At 42.6% G+C, this 23301-nt stretch carries 12 protein-coding genes; 7 read left to right on the forward strand and 5 right to left on the reverse strand.

Features of this window, described 5'->3' with window-relative positions; genetic code table 11:
* Positions 1-57: 57 nt before the first annotated feature.
* From HCR01_RS40515 to HCR01_RS26300, 5 genes are all read right to left on the reverse strand, one after another.
* Positions 58-1227, reverse strand: a complete 1170-nt coding sequence (locus tag HCR01_RS40515; protein WP_193198994.1) for a DUF3322 domain-containing protein — start codon at positions 1225-1227, stop codon at positions 58-60.
* Entirely contained in the window at positions 1193-4582 is a 3390-nt protein-coding gene (locus HCR01_RS26285; protein WP_193198995.1) for an ATP-binding protein, read from the reverse strand. Before HCR01_RS26285 ends, HCR01_RS40515 begins: the two co-directional genes overlap by 35 nt.
* Positions 4560-5138 carry a DUF4194 domain-containing protein gene (locus HCR01_RS26290; RefSeq protein WP_193198996.1) on the reverse strand — a complete coding sequence of 193 codons (579 nt, stop codon included), beginning with the start codon at positions 5136-5138 and terminating at the stop codon, positions 4560-4562. The genes HCR01_RS26285 and HCR01_RS26290 overlap by 23 nt, the downstream gene beginning before the upstream one ends.
* A gap of 11 nt (positions 5139-5149) precedes the next feature.
* A complete protein-coding gene (locus HCR01_RS26295; protein WP_226889633.1) occupies positions 5150-6637 on the reverse strand; it encodes a DUF3375 domain-containing protein in 1488 nt (495 codons plus the stop codon).
* A gap of 507 nt (positions 6638-7144) precedes the next feature.
* Positions 7145-7750 carry an exopolysaccharide biosynthesis protein gene (locus tag HCR01_RS26300; RefSeq protein WP_193199025.1) on the reverse strand — a complete coding sequence of 202 codons (606 nt, stop codon included), beginning with the start codon at positions 7748-7750 and terminating at the stop codon, positions 7145-7147.
* 502 nt (positions 7751-8252) lie between these two features.
* Here HCR01_RS26300 and HCR01_RS26305 point away from each other — a divergent pair.
* The 7 genes from HCR01_RS26305 to HCR01_RS26335 all read left to right on the forward strand — a co-directional run bounded on the left by HCR01_RS26305 (position 8253) and on the right by HCR01_RS26335 (position 22952).
* Complete coding sequence (locus HCR01_RS26305) at positions 8253-10685, forward strand: sucrose synthase (protein WP_193198997.1); 2433 nt, start codon at positions 8253-8255, stop codon at positions 10683-10685.
* A gap of 97 nt (positions 10686-10782) precedes the next feature.
* On the forward strand, positions 10783-13827 hold the full coding sequence (gene pgmB / locus HCR01_RS26310; RefSeq protein WP_193198998.1) for a beta-phosphoglucomutase: 3045 nt from the start codon (positions 10783-10785) through the stop codon (positions 13825-13827).
* A gap of 1856 nt (positions 13828-15683) precedes the next feature.
* On the forward strand, positions 15684-16991 hold the full coding sequence (locus HCR01_RS26315; protein ID WP_193198999.1) for a calcium-binding protein: 1308 nt from the start codon (positions 15684-15686) through the stop codon (positions 16989-16991).
* 191 nt (positions 16992-17182) lie between these two features.
* Positions 17183-19246, forward strand: coding sequence for a glycosyltransferase (locus HCR01_RS26320; RefSeq protein ID WP_193199000.1), 2064 nt, complete (start codon positions 17183-17185; stop codon positions 19244-19246).
* Between the two features lie 43 nt (positions 19247-19289).
* Positions 19290-20816, forward strand: coding sequence for a pentapeptide repeat-containing protein (locus HCR01_RS26325; RefSeq protein WP_193199001.1), 1527 nt, complete (start codon positions 19290-19292; stop codon positions 20814-20816).
* Between the two features lie 78 nt (positions 20817-20894).
* On the forward strand, positions 20895-21959 hold the full coding sequence (locus tag HCR01_RS26330; RefSeq protein WP_193199002.1) for a calcium-binding protein: 1065 nt from the start codon (positions 20895-20897) through the stop codon (positions 21957-21959).
* 126 nt (positions 21960-22085) lie between these two features.
* Positions 22086-22952 carry a calcium-binding protein gene (locus HCR01_RS26335; RefSeq protein ID WP_193199003.1) on the forward strand — a complete coding sequence of 289 codons (867 nt, stop codon included), beginning with the start codon at positions 22086-22088 and terminating at the stop codon, positions 22950-22952.
* Positions 22953-23301 lie beyond the last annotated feature (349 nt).

The raw sequence follows: 23301 nt of genomic DNA on the forward strand, positions 1-23301 counted from the left end.
AAGGCTATACTCTAAAGTAGCAGTAGACTGCCGACTAAAGCATGGTGTTTTTGAATCTTATTGATCATTCTGCTGTAACGCATTTTGCAAATATCGATTAGCGAAATACTGGCTAATGTGTTCTTGCTCTAAGCGTTTTTTATACTCAGATAAATACGAAAACAAAAAATGCTCTTCTTTAGTTAAATAGAGTAAACTTTCAGCGTTTGATGCAGCAATAGTTACTGAAAATTCTTCAAAGGTTCTGAAGGTTTCTTCATCCATCATTACTGAAATTGTATGAGGAAAATAATATCTGAACTGAGAGAGAATCTTAAAACCATCAGCATCTAAATCTCCCCAGTAGAAAATGGGGCAGTGGAGAAGCCAGTTTACATATTTTACAACTTGTATAGCGTATCCACCGACAAATAGACCAAAGCTATTTTCTAGAGCAGGAAGCGTAAGGAAATTTATAAGATTTTCAGTAATAATAAAGCTATGTTCTTTCAAATTTAGTTGCATAAATTCATAAATAGGAGTACTGAAGTCAGCAGCCGGAAAACAATATTTAGCTTGTAAGGCTTTATCTAAAACTCTCAATCTGACTAAAGGTTCTTTATATCGTAGAGAAAATCGCTTTTCAAATATATACTCTTTTTCACGCTCTACTGGCTGAATAGCTTCAGCGGGTAAAATAGCTTCCAAAAGATTGCGAATAATACCTTGATTTTCCTCAATAAACTTAGTATGAATCTTGATTGGCAATTCGCGGATGTATACATTAGGTCTAGGATTAGCTTGAAAGTAGTGACAAACTTTTATTAAATCAATCCAGTAACCTGCATATTCAATAACTTTCAAAGGGTTTTGAAAGAGCCAATTTTCTAAAGCAGCAACTTCTACCCGAATTAATTCTACATCTGCTCTAAATTTAAGAAATTCTTTTTGCTTCTTGATAAGCTTTAAGTAATCTACTTCAGTATCTATTCTAATTCGTTGAGGTATTGACTGATCGCCAAATTTGCGCGTTTTGCGCGTTTCTAGCTCAATTGTATATCCATAACCTAGTTTTTGTTTTGACTCATTGATGAGTTGAGTAACTGCCTCTCGCAAAGCGAGATAATCATCAGGAGGCTTTCCTACAGGGAATTCTAAAGGGCGAAAAGGCTCATCCCTAATTATTGCACGGAGAAAAATAGGATAAAGGCGTTCAGCCTTCTGCTTGATTTGAGAGGGATTGATCACGACTTTTACTTAAAACAAGCTGACGTTTTTGCTGGTATCCTTCAATAGAAATTGGGGTAATACTAGAGTAATTACCCTCTGAAGTATTTGATACGAAATGTAGATTAGAAATGTAGGATTCAATTACATTGATTTTATCCTTTGGAGTCACGACTAGTAATTGCAGATTGAGATTTTTGAACAATTCCATTGCATAACGGGCATTATTATCATCTGATTTGCTAAATGCTTCGTCAATCACGACAAATCGAAATGACTTACTTTTGATGTCATCTTGATTAAGACCAAACTGGTAAGCGATCGCAGATGCCAGGATTGTATAAGCTAGCTTGACTTTTTGTCCTCCTGATTTCCCAGAAGAGTCGGTATGATGCTCTTTCTCGGTATCATCTGAGCTATACCGCTCACTGACTGAAAAATCTAGCCAGTTGCGTACATCTGTAACTAAACTTGTCCATCGTTCTTCTTCTTTAAATCGCTTAATTAGACGAGCTTGGATATTTTTAAATCGCTCTTCATTATCTTCAGTACTTTGTCTAGTAACATCACCAAGACAAACTTTCAGGTCATTCTTAAAGTCTCGGATTTCTTGATTACGGCTGGCTTCACAATGTAATTCAATATAAGTTGATTCTGTATAGTTAATTTGTCGTAATGATTCATTTAAATTATCAATACTCTGACGAATTTCTTCTTCTTGTTTTTCCAAAGAACTCTTAAACATAGAAACAGCAATGATAATTTTTTCCGTCATCATTTCTCTGAAACGCCGTTCATGCCGAGGTAAATCATCATGCTCAATTTTTTCTTTTAATTTAAGGTATTCTTCTAACGACTCCAGAGTAGTGCCTATATCGGCAGTTACTTCTGGAAAAGAATTTCGGAAATTGGACATTCGTGTAATAATTGCATTTTGACAAGAAGATTGCTTGGTATTTTCTTGTTTAATTTTTTCTGAGAGTGAATCTCGAATTTTCTCCTCACTTTCGTGAATTGTGTCTAAAGTCAATGAGTGTCGTTTCAGCTTACTAGCCATTTGAGTGGTAAAGGTTTCAAGCAATTGTGGAGAAACTTGGCTAAATTTTTCTACACAGCGGGACTTATCTTTTTCTGCACTTTGTTGTTTGCCTTTTAGAGTTCCGATTTCTTCACTCAAGCTCTTCTGCTCGCTACTAACTCTTTGAATTTCTTGCTGAGTTTCTTGAATTTGGGCTTCGAGTTGTTTGAGACGGTCAGAACTTGCTTCTAACTGCTGTTTCTGTTCTAAAAGTTTGAGTCGCTCAAGTTCTGTAGAACGCCAGTCAATTTCTGCAAAGTCTTGAAAGTTCATGAAATCTTGTAGCCAAGATTTTTGTTTCTCACGTTGGCTACGCTGCTGCTTTAAAGCTTCAACTTGCTTCTCGACACGGGTTAATTGCTGGTTGACCTGATGCAATTCTGTTTCAATAGCTTTGATTTTGTTGGCATTATTCCAACCTAAAATGTAATGGCGGCGATCGCCGATTTGGTAGCGATCGTCTTTTTCGTGTCGTTCTCCTCCATGCTTAATTAGCCCAGTGGAAGTAATGGCACGTGTTTCATGCTGGAACTGCTCCACTGTATTGCAGCAACCATAGCTAAACTGGCGCACCAACTGATCATGTAGCCAGTGATAAAAAGTTTCATTATCGCGTTTAATCTCTAGCTTGTAGGGAACCTGTTGCGAATTAAGAGCACGTTGGGTTGGATTCGGGGCTGAGGGCGTAACTCGATAGTAAACCAAGCGTCCCTGCAAGTGAGTTTTATGCACATAGGCATTAACGCTAAGGTAATGCTGCTCTAGCACAAGAACACACAAGCCAAAGCCTTTCAATAGCCGCTCGATTGCTCCTTCCCACTCGCGTTCTTCTGCACGCACTTGCAAGAGTTCTCCCACAAAAGGTAAATCAGCCTCATCTAAGTTCAAATCGTGGATAAGACGATCGCGAATTTCTAGGTTGTTTTGAGGAATCTGACTTTTTCGTTGGCGAAGGGACTTTAATTCGCTATTTAGTTCTACTTGTTGCTTTCGTAAATCATTACGTTGAGTAATCTGCTCATCTCGTTGGGCTTCTAGGTTTTGCAACGCTGCTTCAATTTCGCACTTAATTTCTTCTTGTGCTCTAGCTTGATTAGCATAAAACGTAGTGTTGTCGTTATACTTTGGCAAGTTCAGTGATTGCGCTAGGCGATCATACTCTTCTGCTTTGAGCTGCTTACTAGACACTTGTTTGTGTCGTTGCTCTATTTCTCGCTTCAGTTCTCGCAAACGCTGTCCAATGCTATCTTGATTAATCGCAACAATCAACTGTTGCTCTTGTTGACGCAGATCTTCTAGCAAGCGATCACTTTCTGCTAGAAAATGTTGTGCTTGAGTAAGTTTCTGCTCAATTGTCCGAAGTTCTGACTCTAATAACTCAAATTTCCGTTGAGCAAAATAGGCAGGAGCAACATCTTGCAGTTGTTGTAGATTAGCAATACTTTGTTTCAGTTGCGTGAATTTTTCTGCCTCTTCTGTCAATGGGATAAGAGCTTCCAATTGTTTTCGAGCTTTTTGGATGGCATCATGGGAAACTGTTAAATTCTCGTAACTTTCTTGCAATTCTTGAATTTTAGTTTTAACATCTGTCTTCTCTAGCATATGATTACGAACAAAGTCATTCAAACCTCCAATCTCTTTAATACTGACTGTTTGACTAAACAAATCCAGGGCTTTTTCTGACTGCAAACCCAATCGTTTGCGAAACTGTTCACTGTATTTGCTAAATTCTTCAAAAGTTTCGGCTCCCATTGCTTTCAGGCGTTTTTTTAAGTCTGAAATATGATTAACTTGGGCGAAATGAGAGGCGATCGCCAACTCATCATTAGCAATTACAAAAAACTTCTTTACTGCTCCCTCGTGCATCCATAGCACTTGGACAAGGCTGACTTTTTGTTTACTTACCACATCGTGAAAATAAGCAAGCAGAACGGAAAGTTTTCCCTTTTCTCGAAGTAATTTCGATTTGGAACCATAAGAATCTTCTGCACGAGTCCGACCGTAAGCCCCTTGCACATAGCTTTTTTCATCCCGCTCTTTCTTTCCCGTTGCACTGGAGGCTTGATTATAGTTGCGTCGTTTGTTTGACACTAGTAGCGTCAGCAGCCCATCGACCAAGGTAGACTTCCCTGATCCATTTGCTCCCGTTAGCAATGCCATCTCTCCTACCAAATTCAGCACCCAAGGACGTTGATCGAAAGTTCCCCAGTTAAGCACTTCAAACCGCTGGAGACGAAAGCCTGCGAGAGTATGGCTATCCGAATCACCATTCTGTTCAATTGGCAGGAGGATTTGCATAAGCCTCTAACTTTTGCTTTAAGTGGGTAAGGGTATCAGCATCAATCTTGGCTTTTAGGATAGGGCGGACTTCATAGTTTTTGTCCTGTCCAGAGAGTTGTCTCAAAAATCCTAAATCTCCTACTTTGTTAACTAACTCATCTACTTCGCGGCGGAAGTTTTCTTCATTATTCCCCTCCGGCAGGTAAGGTTGTAACAAATTCCGAATTTTTTCGATGTTTAACACCAAACGCCCTGTCGCATCACTTGCATCAAACTGCTGCAATGCTTCCCGCAGCAATACACACAAAACTGTTACTTTGAAGCTCAACTGACGACGCGCAGTTAGGCGGGGAAGTGGCTCAGACTTATCTTCAGAATCGGGGGCGGGTTGTTCCAGGTAGGCAAATCCTTCTACCTCATAATTTCGGACTTCCAAGCCAACCTTGCCAAAGTATTCCTTAATCGGTGTCAGGTAACTTTGCAGTCGATCCCAATAAGGATCGTCACTATAAATTACGCCTTGCAGGAGTTTGAGAATGACGGGTGCGTAGGTTACGGGTGGTTGGGGTGGCATGATTGAGGTTATCAGCGTCGAAAAACGACTTGCGGCAAGGTGAGATGAAACCGTTTGTCAGGTTCCAGACCTGTAATTAGAATGTACTCAATTATACTATGGTCAATTCGATGACGCTCAGATTTCGTGGCGATCGCCACATACGCAACAATTTCTGACAATCCTTGCTCGACAGGATACATCTGTACCAACTCTGCTAAAGTCACTTCTACACGGCGCTCTAGTACTTGCGCGATGCGTTGAGCAAGTGCTGCCTCATCTACATAAAACTGATGATAAAGATCTGCCATTTCCTCATCTAGACTTACCTCTGGCAAATTATTAAAATCGATTGTCGAGATGGGGGTTTCCGATGTTTCTAAAGGATGTAGAGGACGTGCCATGACTAGGTTCACGTTCGGTTCTCCCTCCAGCACTAAAAAATCTTCATCAAGTGGCGGTTGATTTGTAACTTGTAGAGCTATGCGTTGAACCTCCGTAATTAATTCCGCGACTCGTCGATTTTCTATAAGGTTGCGTTCATCTAACATCTGACGCAGTTTTTCCGCCAGACGGTGGTTTGACTGTACAATGTGTTCCCCTGAATCAATCAAGCTGCGTTCAATTCGACGCAACAAGGTATACTCCTGGCTTAACGGACGCAACTCTTCTAAGTTGTAGACCGTTTGAATTAAGGATTTTAGCTCTTGTCGCATAGTCTCTGACATTAAGAAGTTCCAAAAAGCATAGAAGCTGCGTCCTTGATCGGATTCTTTCAACTCTTGATCGACATCTAAGACACGACCAATGACAGAGCCTTTACGAGTATGCAATTGCAGTTGAGCTTCTTGCACTGCACGAGTTAACGTTCGGAAGTTTTGTTCTACTTCTGAAAAATCTGCCATTAACTGACGAGCAACTTCATTTGCTAAAAGAAACCACTCCTGAAATTGAGTTTGGTTGTAGCAATCAACCGTACCTGTCTGCCGAATATTGTCAATTTCTTGCTGGATGCGATCGCGATCCCGTTCCAATTGAGCAATCCGCGTTTCTACATCCGTTGTGCTGTTATCTCGAATATCCTTTAGTAAAGAGAAGATTTGCAAAAATCGAGATTCTGTCCCCACAAATTCACGTCTTTCTAAATCCTCTAGCCATCCAATCACTTTCTCTGTTGCAGGAGTTAGTGTAAAGACAGGATCATCACTGCCATTTTCAAAGGTTTTGCGGAGAAGTTGTCCTTCACACCACTCGTTGAGATACTCACTAGGCGATCGCGGGTAAGTGTCTGTGTCAATTTCCTGAATAAACTCCAGATAATCCCCCAACTTTGATTCAATTTCCGACTGTGTAATTGAAACACGTTGAGTTGTTTTAAACTGTCTGTGGAGAAAACTCAAAATCAAATGAGCATTTCGACTCCGCAGCAGCTTGAGACTGGGAGAGTTTTCTAACTCATGTTTAATGCGTTGATAATCCATCAATTTACCTGACAGAGAGTTTACTGAGTGTTTTTCCATATCCGAATAACACTAAAATAAGAGCGATCGCTACTCTTACAGCAACAAATAACCTCGTTTTTCCATCTACAAAATCGCTCGTTTTTTTTCAATTCTTCCTGATGCAGCCATAACCAAAGCGGATATATCAATAGTAGATGCACCTTAATTAAATCAAAGCCCTCAGCTTTTAGTTGAAGGCTTTTTTTTGCCAATTTTTTATGACTGAGTGTTAACAATGTAGTAATTATACAAAAAAATTAAAAAGTCCAGTTTATCCTGATGCAGCAATAACTTAGATGGATAGATAAATAGTAGATGCACCCTTAAAAATTATTGCTCTCAGCCTTTGGCTGGGGGCTTTTATTCTATCCAATTTTAATAACTAATAATTGATAATTTTGTCCCTAAAAAATCTTTTTGTAATCAGCGAGATTTTCCCGGATACAGCAATAATTTAGATGGATAAATAAATAGTAGATGCACCCTTAAAAATTACTGCTCTCAGCCTTTGGCTGGGGGCTTTTATTATTTAAATATAGATGGTAGCCAACTGGGAGCTAACCAAAGTGCATAACCAATAAATGCAAATAGTAAGGTAATCAAGGCAGTGATTACGTAACTGATGCAAATTAATAAACCGTCAGATTCAATAGTGGCAACTGCTAAAAGTAAAATACCGACAGTGGGGATGGGATTTGTAAAGGGAATTGGTGAGATTAGCAATAGTGTTAACCAAGAGATACAAAGCCCATTAATTCGCCAAGTTAAAGGATGATGGGCTATTTTCGCTAACCGAGGACGGGCAATTTTTTGTAATACCTTGGTAAGACGTCCCAGGTTTTGCAAAAGTAACTGGGCAAAAGAGCGAGGAAATTTGTAGTTAGCGATTCTTCTAGGTAGCCAAGGCGATCGCCTCCCTAAAACCATCTGCACTGATAACAGCAAGCAAGCAGCACCAAACGGCCCGGCTAATCCCGGTGGCATAGGAAACAAAAAAGGCAAAACCAGTAATGCAATTACCAGGCTAAATCCCCGTTCAGAAGTTTCTGCCAGAATATCGCCTAGAGTCAACGACTTTTCAGATAAGCGTTGCAGCAGGGACTTAATGTCTTGAGAAAATCTCAGATGCATTTGGCGCGAGTTGATGCGAGTTGCCACACAATAACCAACTTCACTTAATTAAAAAAAAGGTAAATATAAATACAAGCATAGCTAATCCTTAAAATACCAAATTTTTCTCAGGTAAGTCAGGGGGGAGTGGGAGTGTTCTGTTGTAACAATCATCTAAGAACAAGCAATTGACTTGACTTTTGAGAATTTTGGATGATTTTTCGGTTCAAGCCCCGCCCCCGTATCGCTAACGCGCAGCGTCTTCCCTTGGGAGAAGTTTGCTTGAAGGGAAACCCACAAGAGCAACTTCTCTTCTTGTGGGATGTTTGAGCAGGTAGCGATCGCCCTTGATCGAGCAAACCTAAAATTCATTCAGTGTTTCATCCCATAGTTAGAAGCGAAGATTTACAAGTTTAACTACGCTTAAGAGGGAATTGTGCCTCATAGAACGTGTCATATAAAAGCAAAGTTTTTGAGGAGAGAAAAATGAGGTTTTAACCCAGTTAGACTTCTGGAGTTCGTCATGCATGAACTGGTTCAATCTGTCTTTGATAGTGATGAAAAAACTGCTCTGCGTCAGTTGATCTATGCGTTAAGTATCTCAGGTAAGCGATACTTCCTGAGAAATGAGATTTTGCAAACTTTTGCCGACTACTGTCACCAATCCGAAAAACCAGCTTACTTTTATCACTCTTCCTCGGTTGGCAAACTAATAAACTACACTCATGAGATAATTCTGGAAGAGGAAAGTACCTGGTTTGTGATTCGACCCAGGATTGGTAGCCCAGAAGTTTGGCGACTGACAGGCGATTTCACGAGGTTCGAGTCGATGAAGCCTCAAGCGCTGCTAGATGTGAGCGATCGCTTAGTTAACCGTTATCAACCCCACATCCTTGAAATAGATCTGCATCCCTTTTACAAGAGTTCCCCCAATATCGATGACCCCAGAAATATCGGTCAAGGTTTTGCTTTTCTCAACCGTTACCTGTGTAGTCAATTACTAACTGACCCCCAGTATTGGCTAGAGCTTTTATATCTATCTATACACAGACTTCAGCACGATGGAATTCGTCTTTTGCTCAATGATCGCATTCCCTCTGGTATCCAGCTAGCTAAACAAGTTAAGCAAGCCATTAAGTTCCTTAGTGAGCGACACCCGAACGAAACCTACGAGAAATTTCGCCTTGACCTCCAAGCACTCGGTTTTGAACCAGGTTGGGGTAATACAGCTGCGCGAGTCCGCGAAACCCTAGAACTTCTTGAGCGACTTATCGACACTGCACAGCCTGCTATTCTTGAGGCATTTGTGGCCCGTGTCCCTGCTGTTTTTCGCGTCGTCCTCATTTCCATACATGGCTGGGTTGCTCAAGAGGATGTCTTAGGACGAGATGAAACACTTGGTCAAGTCATCTACGTTCTTGAACAAGCTCGCAGCTTAGAAAACAAACTGCGTCAAGAAATCAAACTTGCTGGACTAGATCTGCTGGGTATTAAACCTCATGTAATTATTCTCACCCGACTCATTCCTAACTGCGAAGGTACATTCTGCAACCTGCGCCTTGAAAAAGTTCATGATACCGAAAATGCCTGGATCTTGCGAGTTCCTTTTTCTGAATTCAACCCAGAAGTCACCAACAATTGGATTTCTAAATTTGAAATTTGGCCCTATTTAGAACAATTTGCTCTTGATGCAGAAAGAGATTTGTTAACTCAATTCAAAGGTCGTCCTAATCTGATTATTGGTAACTACAGCGACGGCAATTTAGTAGCCTTTCTCCTCTCCCGGCGGATGAAAGTTACCCAGTGCAATATTGCCCACTCGTTGGAAAAGCCAAAATATTTATTTAGCAATTTATATTGGCAAGATTTAGAAGACCAATACCACTTTTCGGCACAATTTACCGCTGATCTGATCAGCATGAATGCAGCCGACTTCATCATCACCTCGTCTTACCAGGAAATTGTCGGTACACCAGACACCATCGGTCAGTACGAGTCGTATAAGTTGTTTACTATGCCCCAGTTGTATCATGTAGTTGATGGGATAGATTTATTCAGTCCTAAATTCAATATGGTGCCGCCGGGAGTCAATGAAAACATCTTCTTTCCCTACAGCCAAAAAGAAGACCGAGATCCGAGCCTCTGCCAAGGCGTCCACGACCTACTCTTTAACCGCGAAGACCCCCAAATTTTTGGTTATTTGGATAACCCCAACAAGCGACCAATCTTCGCCGTCGCTCCCATCACCTCAATCAAAAATCTCACTGGTTTGGCTGAATGCTTTGGCAAAAGTCAGGCTTTCCAAAAGCGTTGTAACCTAATTTTATTGACTAGTAAACTGCATCTAAGTGAAGCTACAAACCCAGAAGAAGCAGGAGAAATTCAAAAACTTTACGACATTATTGATCAATATCGTCTCCACGGAAATATTCGCTGGCTAGGAATGCGCTTACCTATTCGTGACATCGGCGAAGCCTACAGAGTAATTGGCGATCGCAAAGGAATTTATGTTCACTTTGCCCTATTTGAAGCTTTTGGACGCAGCATTTTAGAAGCGATGATTTCTGGCTTGCCAACTTTCGCAACTCAATTTGGCGGCGCTTTAGAAATTATTGAAAATCGAGAAGATGGATTTAATCTCAACCCCACAGATTTAGAAGGAACAGCAAAGAAAATTGTGGACTTTCTTGACCAATGTGACACCCATCCCGAACACTGGGAAGAAACTTCTGAGTGGATGAGTCAGCGAATTCGTAATAGATACAATTGGCAGCTACATACTAGTCAGTTATTATTGCTAGCTAAAATTTTCAGCTTTTGGAACTTTGTTATGCCGGAAAATAACGAAGCTAGAGATCGCTACATGGAAACCTTATTTCATCTTATTTATAAACCCAGAGTAGAAAAGATTTTGGAACAACACATGAATATGAAGGGAACAGAGAACAGAGAATAGGGAACAGGCTATTAAAAAACTTTTTATTAGTTACCATTCTCTATTTCCCATTCCCCATTCCCCATTTCTCATTCCCCATTCCTTATTCCCCATTTATATGGATACCAAAGGTCGTTCTCGCCATTTTATCTACACAGATTGGATATTAATCGAAACCCAGTTTGACCCTAACCAGTTGCACTCTAAAGAAACCGTCTTTACAATCGGTAATGGATACTTGGGAACTAGGGGCAGCTTTGAGGAAGCGTATACTAATGCATTGCCAGCTACTTTTATCCACGGTGTTTATGATGACGTTCCTGTGGTGTACACCGAGCTCGCCAATTGTCCTGACTGGCTACCATTAGTAGTAATTGTCAATGGCGATCGCTTCCGCCTCGATCAAGGTGAGATATTAAGATATGATCGCCAGCTTGACGTGCGTCAAGGTATTCTCAGCCGTTCTCTGCGTTGGCGCTCTCCCAGTGGTAAAACTATAGACATCCACTTTGAACGCTTTACTAGTCTGGCTGATCAGCATGTGTTAGGGCAACGCTGCCAATTAACACCAGTAGATTTCGATGGGTTGATTGAAGTTCAGGCTAGCATCAATGGCTATCCCGAAAATCAGGGTTTCAATCACTGGGAAGGACTAGACCAAGGTAAGACAGATCAAGGTTTTTGGTTATATCGTCGCACCCGCAACTCCCGGATTGAAATCGGCATGGCGGCTAGGACAACAATATCGGGAACTGAGGCGGCGTTGCAATTTAACAGCGCACCTGGCTATCCAACAACGAGTACGACTTTCTTCGCTACATCACAACAGACAGTAACGATAGAAAAAATTGTCACAGTTTTTACCTCGCGGGAGATTGAGACACCAGTCGCAGCAGCTCAAGAAAAACTCGCGCACTTGCCAGATTATACAACGCTACTTAATGCCCATAGAAATGCATGGGATGAGGTTTGGCAACAAAGTGACATTCTCATTGAAGGAGATAGTACAGCTGCTTTTGCCGTCCGTTATAATCTGTTTCAGCTGCTAATCGCGGCGTCACGGCATGATGAAAAAGTTAGCATTCCCGCGAAAACCCTTTCTGGGTTTGGCTATCGTGGTCATGTCTTTTGGGATACAGAAATTTTTATTCTGCCCTTTTTTACTTATGTTCAACCAGCTATAGCCCGTAACTTGCTCAGTTATCGCTACCACACATTGAATGGAGCGCGACGCAAAGCATTCCATAATGGGTATAAAGGAGCAATGTTTGCTTGGGAGAGTGCTGTGACTGGGGATGAGGTAACGCCTCGTTGGTCACTACCTAGTGATTTTTACGCCGATGATGTGAGGATTTGGTGTCGCGATCGCGAAATTCACATCAGTGCAGATATCGCCTATGCTGTCTGGTACTACTGGCAAGCTACTGGCGATGATGAATGGATGCACGACCGTGGCGCAGAGATGATCTTAGATACTGCTGTTTTCTGGGAAAGCCGGGTCGAGTTCAATCGAGAATGCGATCGCTATGAAATTCGTGGAGTAATTGGCGCAGATGAATACCACGAGTTCGTTCACAACAACATCTTCACTAACCGGATGGTACAGTGGCATCTGGAAAAAGCGATCGCAGTCTACAATTGGCTTGACAAAAAATTTCCTGACCGCGCTACCGAACTAGAGCAAAAACTGCAACTTAGCCCAGAACAGCGATGGCACTGGCAAGAAATCGCTGCTAAACTATTGATTTTCTACGACTCATCAACAGGATTAATCGAGCAGTTCGAGGGATTTTTCCAACTGGAAGATATCAACTTAGCAGACTATGAACCACGCGATCGCTCCATGCAAGCTATCCTAGGCATTGAAGGAGCTAACAAGCGACAGGTGCTCAAACAACCAGATGTGTTGATGCTGCTCTATTTAATGCGGCAATCACAGGATTTTCCCTACAACCAAAAAGCATTGCAGACAAACTGGGACTACTATGCACCCCGCACTGATATTACTTATGGTTCCTCCCTTGGTCCAGCAATTCACGCCATCTTAGCCTCAGATTTGAGCCAATCAGCAGAAGCTTACGAACGGTTTATGCAAGCGGCCATGGTGGATCTTGAAGATACCAGAGGTAACACCGCTGATGGAATTCACGGGGCTAGCGCTGGTGGCATTTGGCAGGCTGTAATTTTAGGGTTCGGTGGCATACAACTGACAGAAGATGGCCCTGTAGCCAATCCCCACCTACCCTCTGGCTGGACGCGCCTCAAGTTTAAACTGCAATGGCGTGGTAAATGGCACGAGTTCGACCTGCGTCAAGAACAAGTTGCCCAGGAAATAGCTCACGAATTAGAATTTCTCCAACTTTCCTTCTCCCCTAATTCCCAATACCAGTCACCTGAGTCAGGATCTCCCGCAGTGCTGACTCTCCACGACACTGACTCCTCAGTGAGTTACCCTAATTCCCCAAAACACCAAATGGAAACTTCCCCCCATAGCCCCGATATCCAGGGATTTATCTTCGATCTGGATGGTGTACTTACAGATACGGCAGAATTCCACTACCTAGCTTGGCAGAGACTAGCAGATCAAGAAGGTATACCTTTTAATCGACAAGCTAATGAAGCACTGCGAGGTATATCCCGTCGTACTTCTTTGATACTGATAGTTGGAGATAGACCATATTTGGAAACACAACTTGAAGAGATGATGGAGCGTAAGAATCGCTACTATGTGGACTTAATCCAAAATATGACGCCGAGAGATTTGTCACTAGGAGCGATTGAACTTTTGAATGAACTGCGGCAAGCTGGTATTAAGATAGCTATTGGCTCAGCTAGCAAAAATGCCCGCACAGTAGTAGAGCGATTAGGTATTGCCGACAAAATAGATGCGATCGCCGACGGTTACAGCGTGCAGAAACCCAAACCAGCGCCCGACCTCTTTATATATGCAGCCAAGCAACTCGGACTCGAACCAGCGCAATGTGTAGTCGTAGAAGATGCAACAGCAGGCGTTGAGGCGGCACTAGCCGCTGGTATGTGGACAGTAGGACTCGGCCCAGCTGAACGAGTTGGCGCCGCTCATGTTGTCCTACCCAACCTAGCAGGCGTTAAATGGACAGACCTCAAAGCTAAATTGAATAGCATTGCTACACAAAAAAAATAACAGGAGTCATCTAATTTTGGATTTTAGATTGACCTACTCAATGCTGAGTCAAGTATAGCAATCGAAGTATAGATTAGGACGTTAACAACAGGGCACAAAGTCAATACTGAAACTTAACTCTTCTCTTCTGCCCTCAGCATAGCTGCCTTGCTCGAAGTGCGGTAAATACTTTTAAGTAGCTAGGCGTAAATAAATTAAAGTTTGTAGTGAGTTAGCGCGGTCTTGGGGGTTTCCCCCATGAGCGACTAACGAACCCGAAGGGTCAGGACTTTAGTCCTGACAATCCTTGTTTTGAGCGATGAATCGCTCACTACGAACTAATAATTTTATTTATGTTTAATCATACTTACTTATTTATTAGTTCAGGAATGTTTAACGCCTATTATTTCGTTAACTGTCTTAACTGTCTTAACTGTCTCAAAAAGTTATTTACTTAACTGTCTTATCTGTCCTTGTGTATTAGTTTTAATGGTGAGACCATAGAAATGAACCAAACTTATCTATATATTTTAAAAAACAAATGATAAACATCATAGTTGATACATAAAAGAATAGCTTCTTGCTCGAACCTAAAGTACTAAAAAAACTAGAGAAGACTGCTGTAGGCAAAATTTATGCTAAATTTTGTCCGCTTCTGAGTAGCTAGCCTCAAATTCGATATAAAGGCTCTTACTTTAGTAACATAGTCTGTACTATTAAGCACAAAATTAGATGCGTTTACACTGTTTGCTATGGTGTTGATATGCTGTAATCTGATGCATACAAAGCGAAGTACTTCTAAAATCCAGTACAAAAAATCATTGCTTTGATAGCTGGTGTTTTGCCTGCCTACGATCTAATTAAAAGCTTAGAGCATCCCATAAGTTTATATCGGCTAGTTTTCAGTAGTATATCGATTTAACCTAACTGCAAAAACATAATTATGTGAGTTCTGAGTGTTACAGAAATCAGGCAGGTAAGGTAACTATGCCATCATAGTTTGCCATTGGGGCTAAATTCTGAACTACTACATGCCATATAGCGAATATGCATCACCAAATAAGGTTGAAGCATCTTTTGTTATCAGCAGGAATCAAAAGTTGAAAGACTTGTTTAGCTTAAGTCAGAATTTTCACTTTTGCTTCATCCAGAATGCAAGCTCTTAACTAATAAAAGTTAATATTAATAGTATGGTAAGTGATGTGTGATTGCGTCTTATTTTGGTGTGTCTTCATCATTACTTATCGGATAAGCACTCTTCACCTCTATTATGATGTGGGGGGCATGTTATTGGGGCAAAGAGTAAGGATGCAATTCAAGCTTTTCCCCTTTAACTGAGAAGTATTAGTGTCTGCATTGTTGCTCTTAATTGTTTTGAGAGGCTACAATTATTCATCTTTGCGCTGCTGGATTATACCAAGTTGCCAAAGAAACTCTTGTTGCTTTCCTTGACGAAAATTAAGTCAATTGTTCCCTTTATTGACAACATTGAATTATTGACTTGATTCAATGAATTTTGTCATAGACATTAAGTAATCCAAGAATATTATTATTTTACACAATAATAATATTCTTGCAACTTGGTATTAGCTAAAGTACGCAACCATTCCTATTTCGATTTAAAAATTAACATTGTGATTGTTCAAGCAATTTCAAGGATTTGATTTGCATATATGTTGAATCTTGTTGTTATGCGATCTACGTTTGATGACTTTGTACCATATCTTCTCACCATGCCTTTGTTACCCCTCTTCCAAATTTGGGAGAGGGGGAATGGTGAGAGTTGTAACAACGAATCAGCAGGACTTTGTAGCGTTGTACATCAAGTACGTTCGAGTTAGCTAGCAAAATACTGTTTTGAAAATAAGGATTAGGTTATGGCAGTCATAAATGGAACACCAGAGTCAGATACTCTTCTAGGTACTAATAGTGCCGACACGATTCGCGGCTTTGCCAAAGAAGATATCTTATCGGGTTTAGGCGGTAATGACATCCTCCGAGGTGGGGAAGATAAAGACACCCTGTTTGGTGGAGCGGGGGCTGACAGACTATTTGGGGATGCAGGTGAGGACTCACTGTATGGTGATGGCGGCAATGACACCCTCTATGGCGGCCAGAACGCCGGAGATGTCCTTGATGGCAAAGACTTACTCGAAGGTGGTGCTGGCAATGACTTGCTCTTTGGTGGCTTCGAGGATTCTCTGTATGGTGGAAATGGCAATGACACTCTGACATTTGCTAATGACACCAATGGTAAGAGCGTCCTTTACGGCGAGGCGGGGGCTGACTCGCTGGTTGGTAGCGACAGCGTTATTGAGGGCGACACCCTTGAGGGTGGAGCTGGCAATGACTTCCTGAATGGTTTAGCTGGTGATGACTTCCTTTCCGGCGATGACACCTTGGGTGCGCCTGGTGCCGATACCCTCTTCGGCGGAGATGGCAATGACACCCTTCAAGGCGACGCTGACAGCTTGAGTGGTGGTGGCAACGACGTCCTCGATGGTGGAGCTGGCGATGACTACCTCGATGGCCTTGCTGGTGACGACATCCTCAATGGCGGAGACGGTCTGGACACCCTCAATGGCGGAGACGGCAACGACGTCCTCAATGGTGGAGCAGGTTCTAGCACCCTCTTGGGCGGCGCTGGTACAGAGAACATCACTGGCGGAATTGAAGCTGATTTCATTGATGGTGGAGAGGGCGCTGACAACCTCTTAGGTGGAGGTGGCAACGATACTATCTTGGGTGACGGCGAAGGAGTTGACACTCTCTCTGGTAATGACACTCTCAATGGCCAAGCTGGCGATGACTCCCTCAATGGTGGAGCAGGCGTTGATCGGGTCTTAGGCGGGGCTGGCAATGATATCCTCTTCGGTGGAGAAGACCTTGAAGGCCAAACCGCAGCCGATACCCTCACTGGTGGTGCTGGCAGCGACATATTTGTGTTGGAAGAAGTCGGATTTGAAGCACCAGATCCTGGTGATCCACCAGTGCCTGCTCCTGTAGGTGACATCATCACTGACTTCCAGGATGGTATAGACTTCTTCGAGTTTGACTTTGAGCTGTTGACGATCACCGGCAGCGGCAATAATACCCAGTTCAGAATCACTGAAACCACTGAACTGCTAGCAACTGTGCTTAACGTAAATCCTAGCCAGATCACACAGGCAGATTTTCTAGCCTAGGAAACGGGCAACCAGGCGGTGTACTAGGAAAAATCCGAGTAGCACACGCCTGATAGGTTACCCAAAAATCAACGGAGCAGCCGCAGCGTCACCATAACGTACTGAGCTACTCTTTGGATTGATTGTTTCAATTTTATATCCCTTGCTGTCCCTTTAATTGGGGACAGTAAGAAACTAATAATTAAAAAGCCATGCGAATTTTATTTTTGCATCCAAATTTTCCTGCCCAATTTCGTCATCTAGCTGTCGCTTTAGCCAAAGACAAATGCAACCAAGTCTTCTTTGGTACTGCTCGTCAGAAAGGTAATTTGCCCGGCGTCAATAAGATTATCTATAGCCCTACACGAGAGGCCCGGCCCGAAACTCACCACTATGTCAGACCCCTAGAAAATGCTGTCCTCCAGGGTCAAGGTGTCTATCGGCTGGCAGAACAACTCAAAGCTCGAAAATTTATTCCCGATGTAGTCTATGGCCATTCAGGTTGGGGGCCGACTTTATTTATCAAAGATATTTTTCCTAACACCAAGTTACTGTGTTATTTCGAGTGGTTTTATCATGCTCATGGTTCCGACGCAGACTTTGATCCTAATGAACCGCTCACTGCTGACGATGAAGCCAGGATTCGGATTAAAAACGCTCCGATTTTGCAGGATTTATATAGTTGCGATCGCGGTCTTTCCCCGACCTATTGGCAGCGCCAGCAATTTCCACCGGAGTATCATAATAAGATCAATGTGCTTCATGATGGCATTGACACGCAATTCTTTTGCCCCAAGCCAGGAGCGAAGTTAGTTCTTCCACGCATCAATCTAGACCTTTCTCACGCCACAGAAATTGTCACGTATGTGGCGCGGGGTATGGAGCCTTATCGGGGATTTCCACAATTTATGGAGGCAGTTGCCTTACTCCAACAACAACGTCCTCAATGTCATGTAGTGATTGTGGGAGAAAACCGCGTAGCCTACGGCAAACAGCTACCTGATGGCAAAACCTACAAAGAGGTGATGCTGGAAAAATATGCTCTTGACCTCAGCAGAGTTCATTTTACGGGCTGGTTGCCTTACGCTGAATATCTGCAAGTTCTCCAGGCTTCTTCTGTACATGTTTATCTAACGCGTCCCTTCGTCCTGTCTTGGTCAATGTTGGAGACTTTATCCGCAGGTTGTTTGTTGGTAGCTTCCAAAACTGCTCCTGTAACTGAGGTGATCCAAGATGGCGTCAATGGTCTGTTGGTGGACTTTTTCTCGCCCCAAGAAATTGCTGGTCGCATTGAAGAAGCGCTTACACATCCAGAGCAGATGGCGTTGATTCGCGCTAAAGCAAGGGAAACAATTTTGCAACGCTATGACTTGTCGCAGTTATTACCCCAACATGTGCAATGGATACAGCAGCAAGAAGATGATAAAAGCAACCTATTTCTATATAAAAAAACTCAGCTTGAGTTGATAACTACCACTCAAGAGAATGGCTCAAATGGGAAACACAAAAACCCAGCACTTATACAAGTCAATAACCAGACAGTAACAGCTCAAGAAATTATTCCCCTCTTGAGCCGATACCAACTACTACCAAAGCTCCAGCAAGAACTTTTGATTGACCAAGCGATGTCTACGACGGGCTTTGCCTACGCACCCTTTAACTGCACACCAGAAGAACAAGCCAAATGCTGTCAAGACTTCTGTGCAAAACATCAGTTAATGTCGGAGGCTGAACGCCTAAGTTGGCTAGAGCAGCAAGGTATGACTGAAACACAATTTTTAGACCTTGCAACCCGGAACCTGAGAATCGAGAAATTTAAACAAGCTACTTGGGGTAGCCAGCTAGAATCCTACTTTTATCAAAGAAAGAAGCAACTAGACCGAGTTGTTTACTCCTTAATCCGCACTCACGATGCTGCTGCTGCTCAAGAACTTTACTTCCGTCTTCTAGAAAACGAACAGCCTTTTGCTGACCTAGCAGTGCAATACTCTCAAGGCTCAGAAGCCCAGGTTGGAGGCTTAATAGGCCCGGTTGCAATGAGTACACCTCATCCCAAACTCGCTCGAATTCTTGCTGTCAACCAACCAGGGCAATTATCTCCCCCAACTCGTGTAGGAGATTGGTGGGTGATTGTGCGACCAGAAAAATATATACCAGCTCAACTTGACGAACCTATGCAGCAAAAGCTGCTCAACGAACTCTTTTCTTCCTGGTTAAAAGAGCAACTGCAACAACAAAATTCTCAGCAACAAGTAGAAGTACAAAAACCAGCTTGAATTCATAACCTTTAAACCGAGTAGATTTTTTTAGTTAAACAATATGCCAGCTTTCAACTTTAGTGAACAAAATCTGGTGGGAAATGACTTTAGCGGTCAAAACCTGAATGGTTCCAATTTTTTCAAAGCCACCCTCACAAACGTCCTATTCACTCCCAACGCTCAGGGCACACGCACACAACTGAGAAGCACTAACTTTGAAGAAGCAGTTCTGATTAACGTTGATGCATCAAATGCAATTTTTGCCCCTAATGCTAGCTTTCCTCAACCAGCTAATTTTTTTAAGGCGAAATTGGAAAATGTTAATCTCAGTGGAGTCAACCTGAGAGAGGCTAATCTGTCCCTAATTGACACGAAATTCATCAACCTGTCAAACGCCAACCTGACAAATGCTAATCTGCGGGAAGCTAATCTCGGTGGTGAACAATCCGAGCGACCCAACCTTAGAGGTGCTAACTTTACCGGAGCCGATTTATTTAAGGCAAAGTTAAAAGCTGCTGACTTAACGGGCGCAAAGCTAGTGAATGTCAACCTGGAAGAAACTGAGCTGGAAGACGCTCTCTTAATCAACGTTGATGCAACGGGTGCTGATTTCCGGTTAGCAAAACTCACAGATCTGACTCTGCAAGACTCTATCTTTGACCTAGCTAATTTCAGCGGTAATTCTCTAAGTGATGCTCCACTCGAACCAGGCCAGACGGGCAATGTCAAGTTTCGTGGCGCTAATCTAAGCAACTTTCTTGTAGATGATGCTGTTTTGACGGGTGCTGATTTTAGTTCTTTTATCGCTGCCAATGGCGATGTTACAATTACAAACCTGAGTGGAGCCAAATTTGATGACACTGATTTGAGTGGAGCTAACTTTACGCAAGCTAACGCAGAAGGCGTTTTCATCAATGGGCTTGCCGTTGGCACGAATTTCACAAATACCAATCTGAGAAATGCTGATCTGTCAAAAGGTGACTTCACCAATGCCACCTTTGTGGGAGCAGATCTGACTGGTGCGATCGCAGTTGATGCCATTGGTCTAACCGTTGGAGATGCAACTAACAACACCTTCAATGGAACAAGCGGCAACGATAACCTCTTTGGTAATGCTGGCGATGATATCCTCAACGGTGATGCCGGTAATGATTATCTCGACGGGGGGCTAGGCAATGATGCTCTCACCGGCGGTGGTGGCAGTGACACTCTCAGTGGTGGTGCAGGCAGTGACATTCTCACTGGCGGTGCTGGAAATGATTTCTTAATTGGTAATGCCGGAAATGATACCCTCACTGGCGGTGCTGGAATTGATACCATTCGCTACAGCAGTGGCGATGGTCAAGACCGAATCAACGGATTTGTAACAGGAACAGGCGGAGATATCCTTTCCTTCAGTGACATTGATGCAATTGATGTGCGAATAGTCAACGCTAATACCCAGTTCCGGCTTGGAGATGGCATCGCTGGCAATGCAAACTTTGGCACAGGCTCTTTGTTAGTCACCCTCGTCAATACTTCCTTTACCCAGGCTAATATCAGCACCAATATTGATCCAACTAACAGCCCTGTCTTCCAGTTTTCATAAGGACGCATCCCAAGACATATACATCTGAGCTTGAATCCTTAAACTCTCAACCACTTTGAAAATCAAAAGGCAATAAATATGAGTATCATTGGAACCCCAGGTAACGATAACATCTTAGGTACTGATCTTAATGACCATATCGATGGTCTAGCTGGCAATGACTTTATTGACGGTCAAGATGGAACTGACACCCTTGTTGGCGGATTAGGCAACGATACCCTTATAGGAGATGACGGTGATGATAGCCTCTTGGGCGGGGATGGTGCAGATTCCCTCAATGGCGATGACGGCAATGATACCCTCTTTGGTCAGGCAGGTAGTGATCTTCTTGATGGTGCTAACGGCAATGATTACCTCAATGGTGGTGATGGCAATGATACCCTCTTTGGTGAGACAGGCGATGATACCCTTCTTGGCTTAGGTGGAAATGATTTTCTCGGTGGGTTCAGAGTTGACAACCAAGGTAATCTCGAAGGCGAGTTCGCTAATGACTTCCTCGACGGTGGAGTCGGGAATGATACTCTTGATGGCTGGGACGGAGATGACACGCTTCTGGGTGGGGTAGGTCTTGACAGATTGCTTGGTGGAGATGGTAGTGACTTAATCAATGGCGGCGCTGATGCTGACACCCTGAATGGAGATACCGGCAATGACACTCTCAACGGCGAGGCTGGTGCTGATAGCTTAGTTGGTGGTTTAGGCAATGACACCCTCAGTGGCGGTATCGGTAATGATATTCTTGATGGTCAAGAAGACAATGACGCGATCGCAGGCGGGGATGGAAATGACACCTTAATTGGTGGTGGGGGTAGTGACACCCTGACTGGCGGTACTGGTGCTGATAGATTTCAATTCAATGCTTCCACTGAAGGCATTGATATCATCACAGACTTTTCTGTTGTTGATGACACAATCCTTATTTCTGCTGCTAGTTTCGGCGGCGGCTTAGTGGCTGGTGTACTTCCAGCTAGCCAATTCCACTTAGGTTCGTTAGCCAACGATTCCTCAGACCGATTTATTTACGACACAAGTATTGATGTGCTGTACTTTGACGTCGATGGTACAGGTAGTACTTCGCAGGTAGAACTAGCTAGATTCTCTAACAATCCTTCAATTACTAGGAATGACATTGTTGTTTTCTAGATATCAGAAAGATACGTCTGATGGGATACTCCAAATATTCCTGAGCCATTTTTCACACTAATTGTTTTTATCTGTTGGCAGGAAAGCAACAGATGAATATTCATAACTTCAAATATTGAAACTTCGATGCGGATTCTTTTTACCATTGCCCACTTTTTTAATCCTGACAGCAAAGGTAAGCACGCTTCCCAAAGGAAAGACCCCCAACCTCGCTTGCTGGCGTTAAATCAAAGTCTTGCTGCTTTGCATCAGCTATTTGGTAAATCTCAAAGTATTATCAACATTGGGCAACGAGTAGCTTTCCCAGCTAATCAGCCTCAAGGTTACGATTTGGATGTTGTTATTTGTACGACCAAAGATTGCCATCTTCTGAATCATCTGCCTTTGCCATCCCATTTTTATAAGCACCATCCTACGCAAGCAGAACCCATGCTACTGGGGTTTGAGTGCCAAGCAATGCTGCGAGATGGCCTTGGTCAGTATGATTATTACTGTTTCTTGGAAGATGACCTGATTCTCCACGATCCCTGGTTTTTTATCAAATTAAACTGGTTTACCCAGCAGGCAAGTGATCTGAGTCTGCTCCAACCAAATCGCTATGAAGTCTCTACCCACAGTCTGACCCGCAAAGCTTACATTGATGGTGACTTAATACCAAGGGTAACTGCACCCTTTCAGAATGTACACGAGCAACCGGAACTTCAAGGCAAAATCATGGGGATGCCAATTTTATTTCGTCGCGCCCTTAATCCCCACTCTGGTTGCTACTTTTTAAATGCTAATCAGATGGCTTATTGGGCTAAGCAATCTTATTTTCTTGACCGCAATACCAGTTTTATTAGTCCTTTAGAAAGTGCTGCAACATTAGGAATCATGAAGACATTTCGAGTTTACAAAACTGCTCCAGAGCAAGCAAGTTTTTTAGAGATTCAGCACTTTGGAACCGGATTTATCAGACTTATAGGAGAAAAAGTAGGACTAGCAGAGAGTTGAAATTTAGTATCTTAAGTAACTCTATTTAGGTAAATCAGGTGCGCTCATAAACCTACCAAAACTAGTCAAAGAAACTATGAAAATGGAAAATTTTACTATTAATATTAACAGCAAGGTTTACTATAGTAGTCCTAAATAATTTGTGAGAAACTACTTATGTCCTTTATGAAGAACCAAATAATTATTAATTCATAATTTATAATTCCAGTACAGAGCAAATTGATTTATCAATGGAGAAATAAGAATCAACATCCCCAATATCAAAGCCCCCGTATTCATGCGTGGGGTGTAATTATGAATTATGAATTATGAATTATGAATTATTTTGACAGCCTTAACAAAATATCTT

This window comes from Nostoc sp. MG11 (genome assembly GCF_014904695.1).
Lineage (GTDB): Bacteria > Cyanobacteriota > Cyanobacteriia > Cyanobacteriales > Nostocaceae > Komarekiella.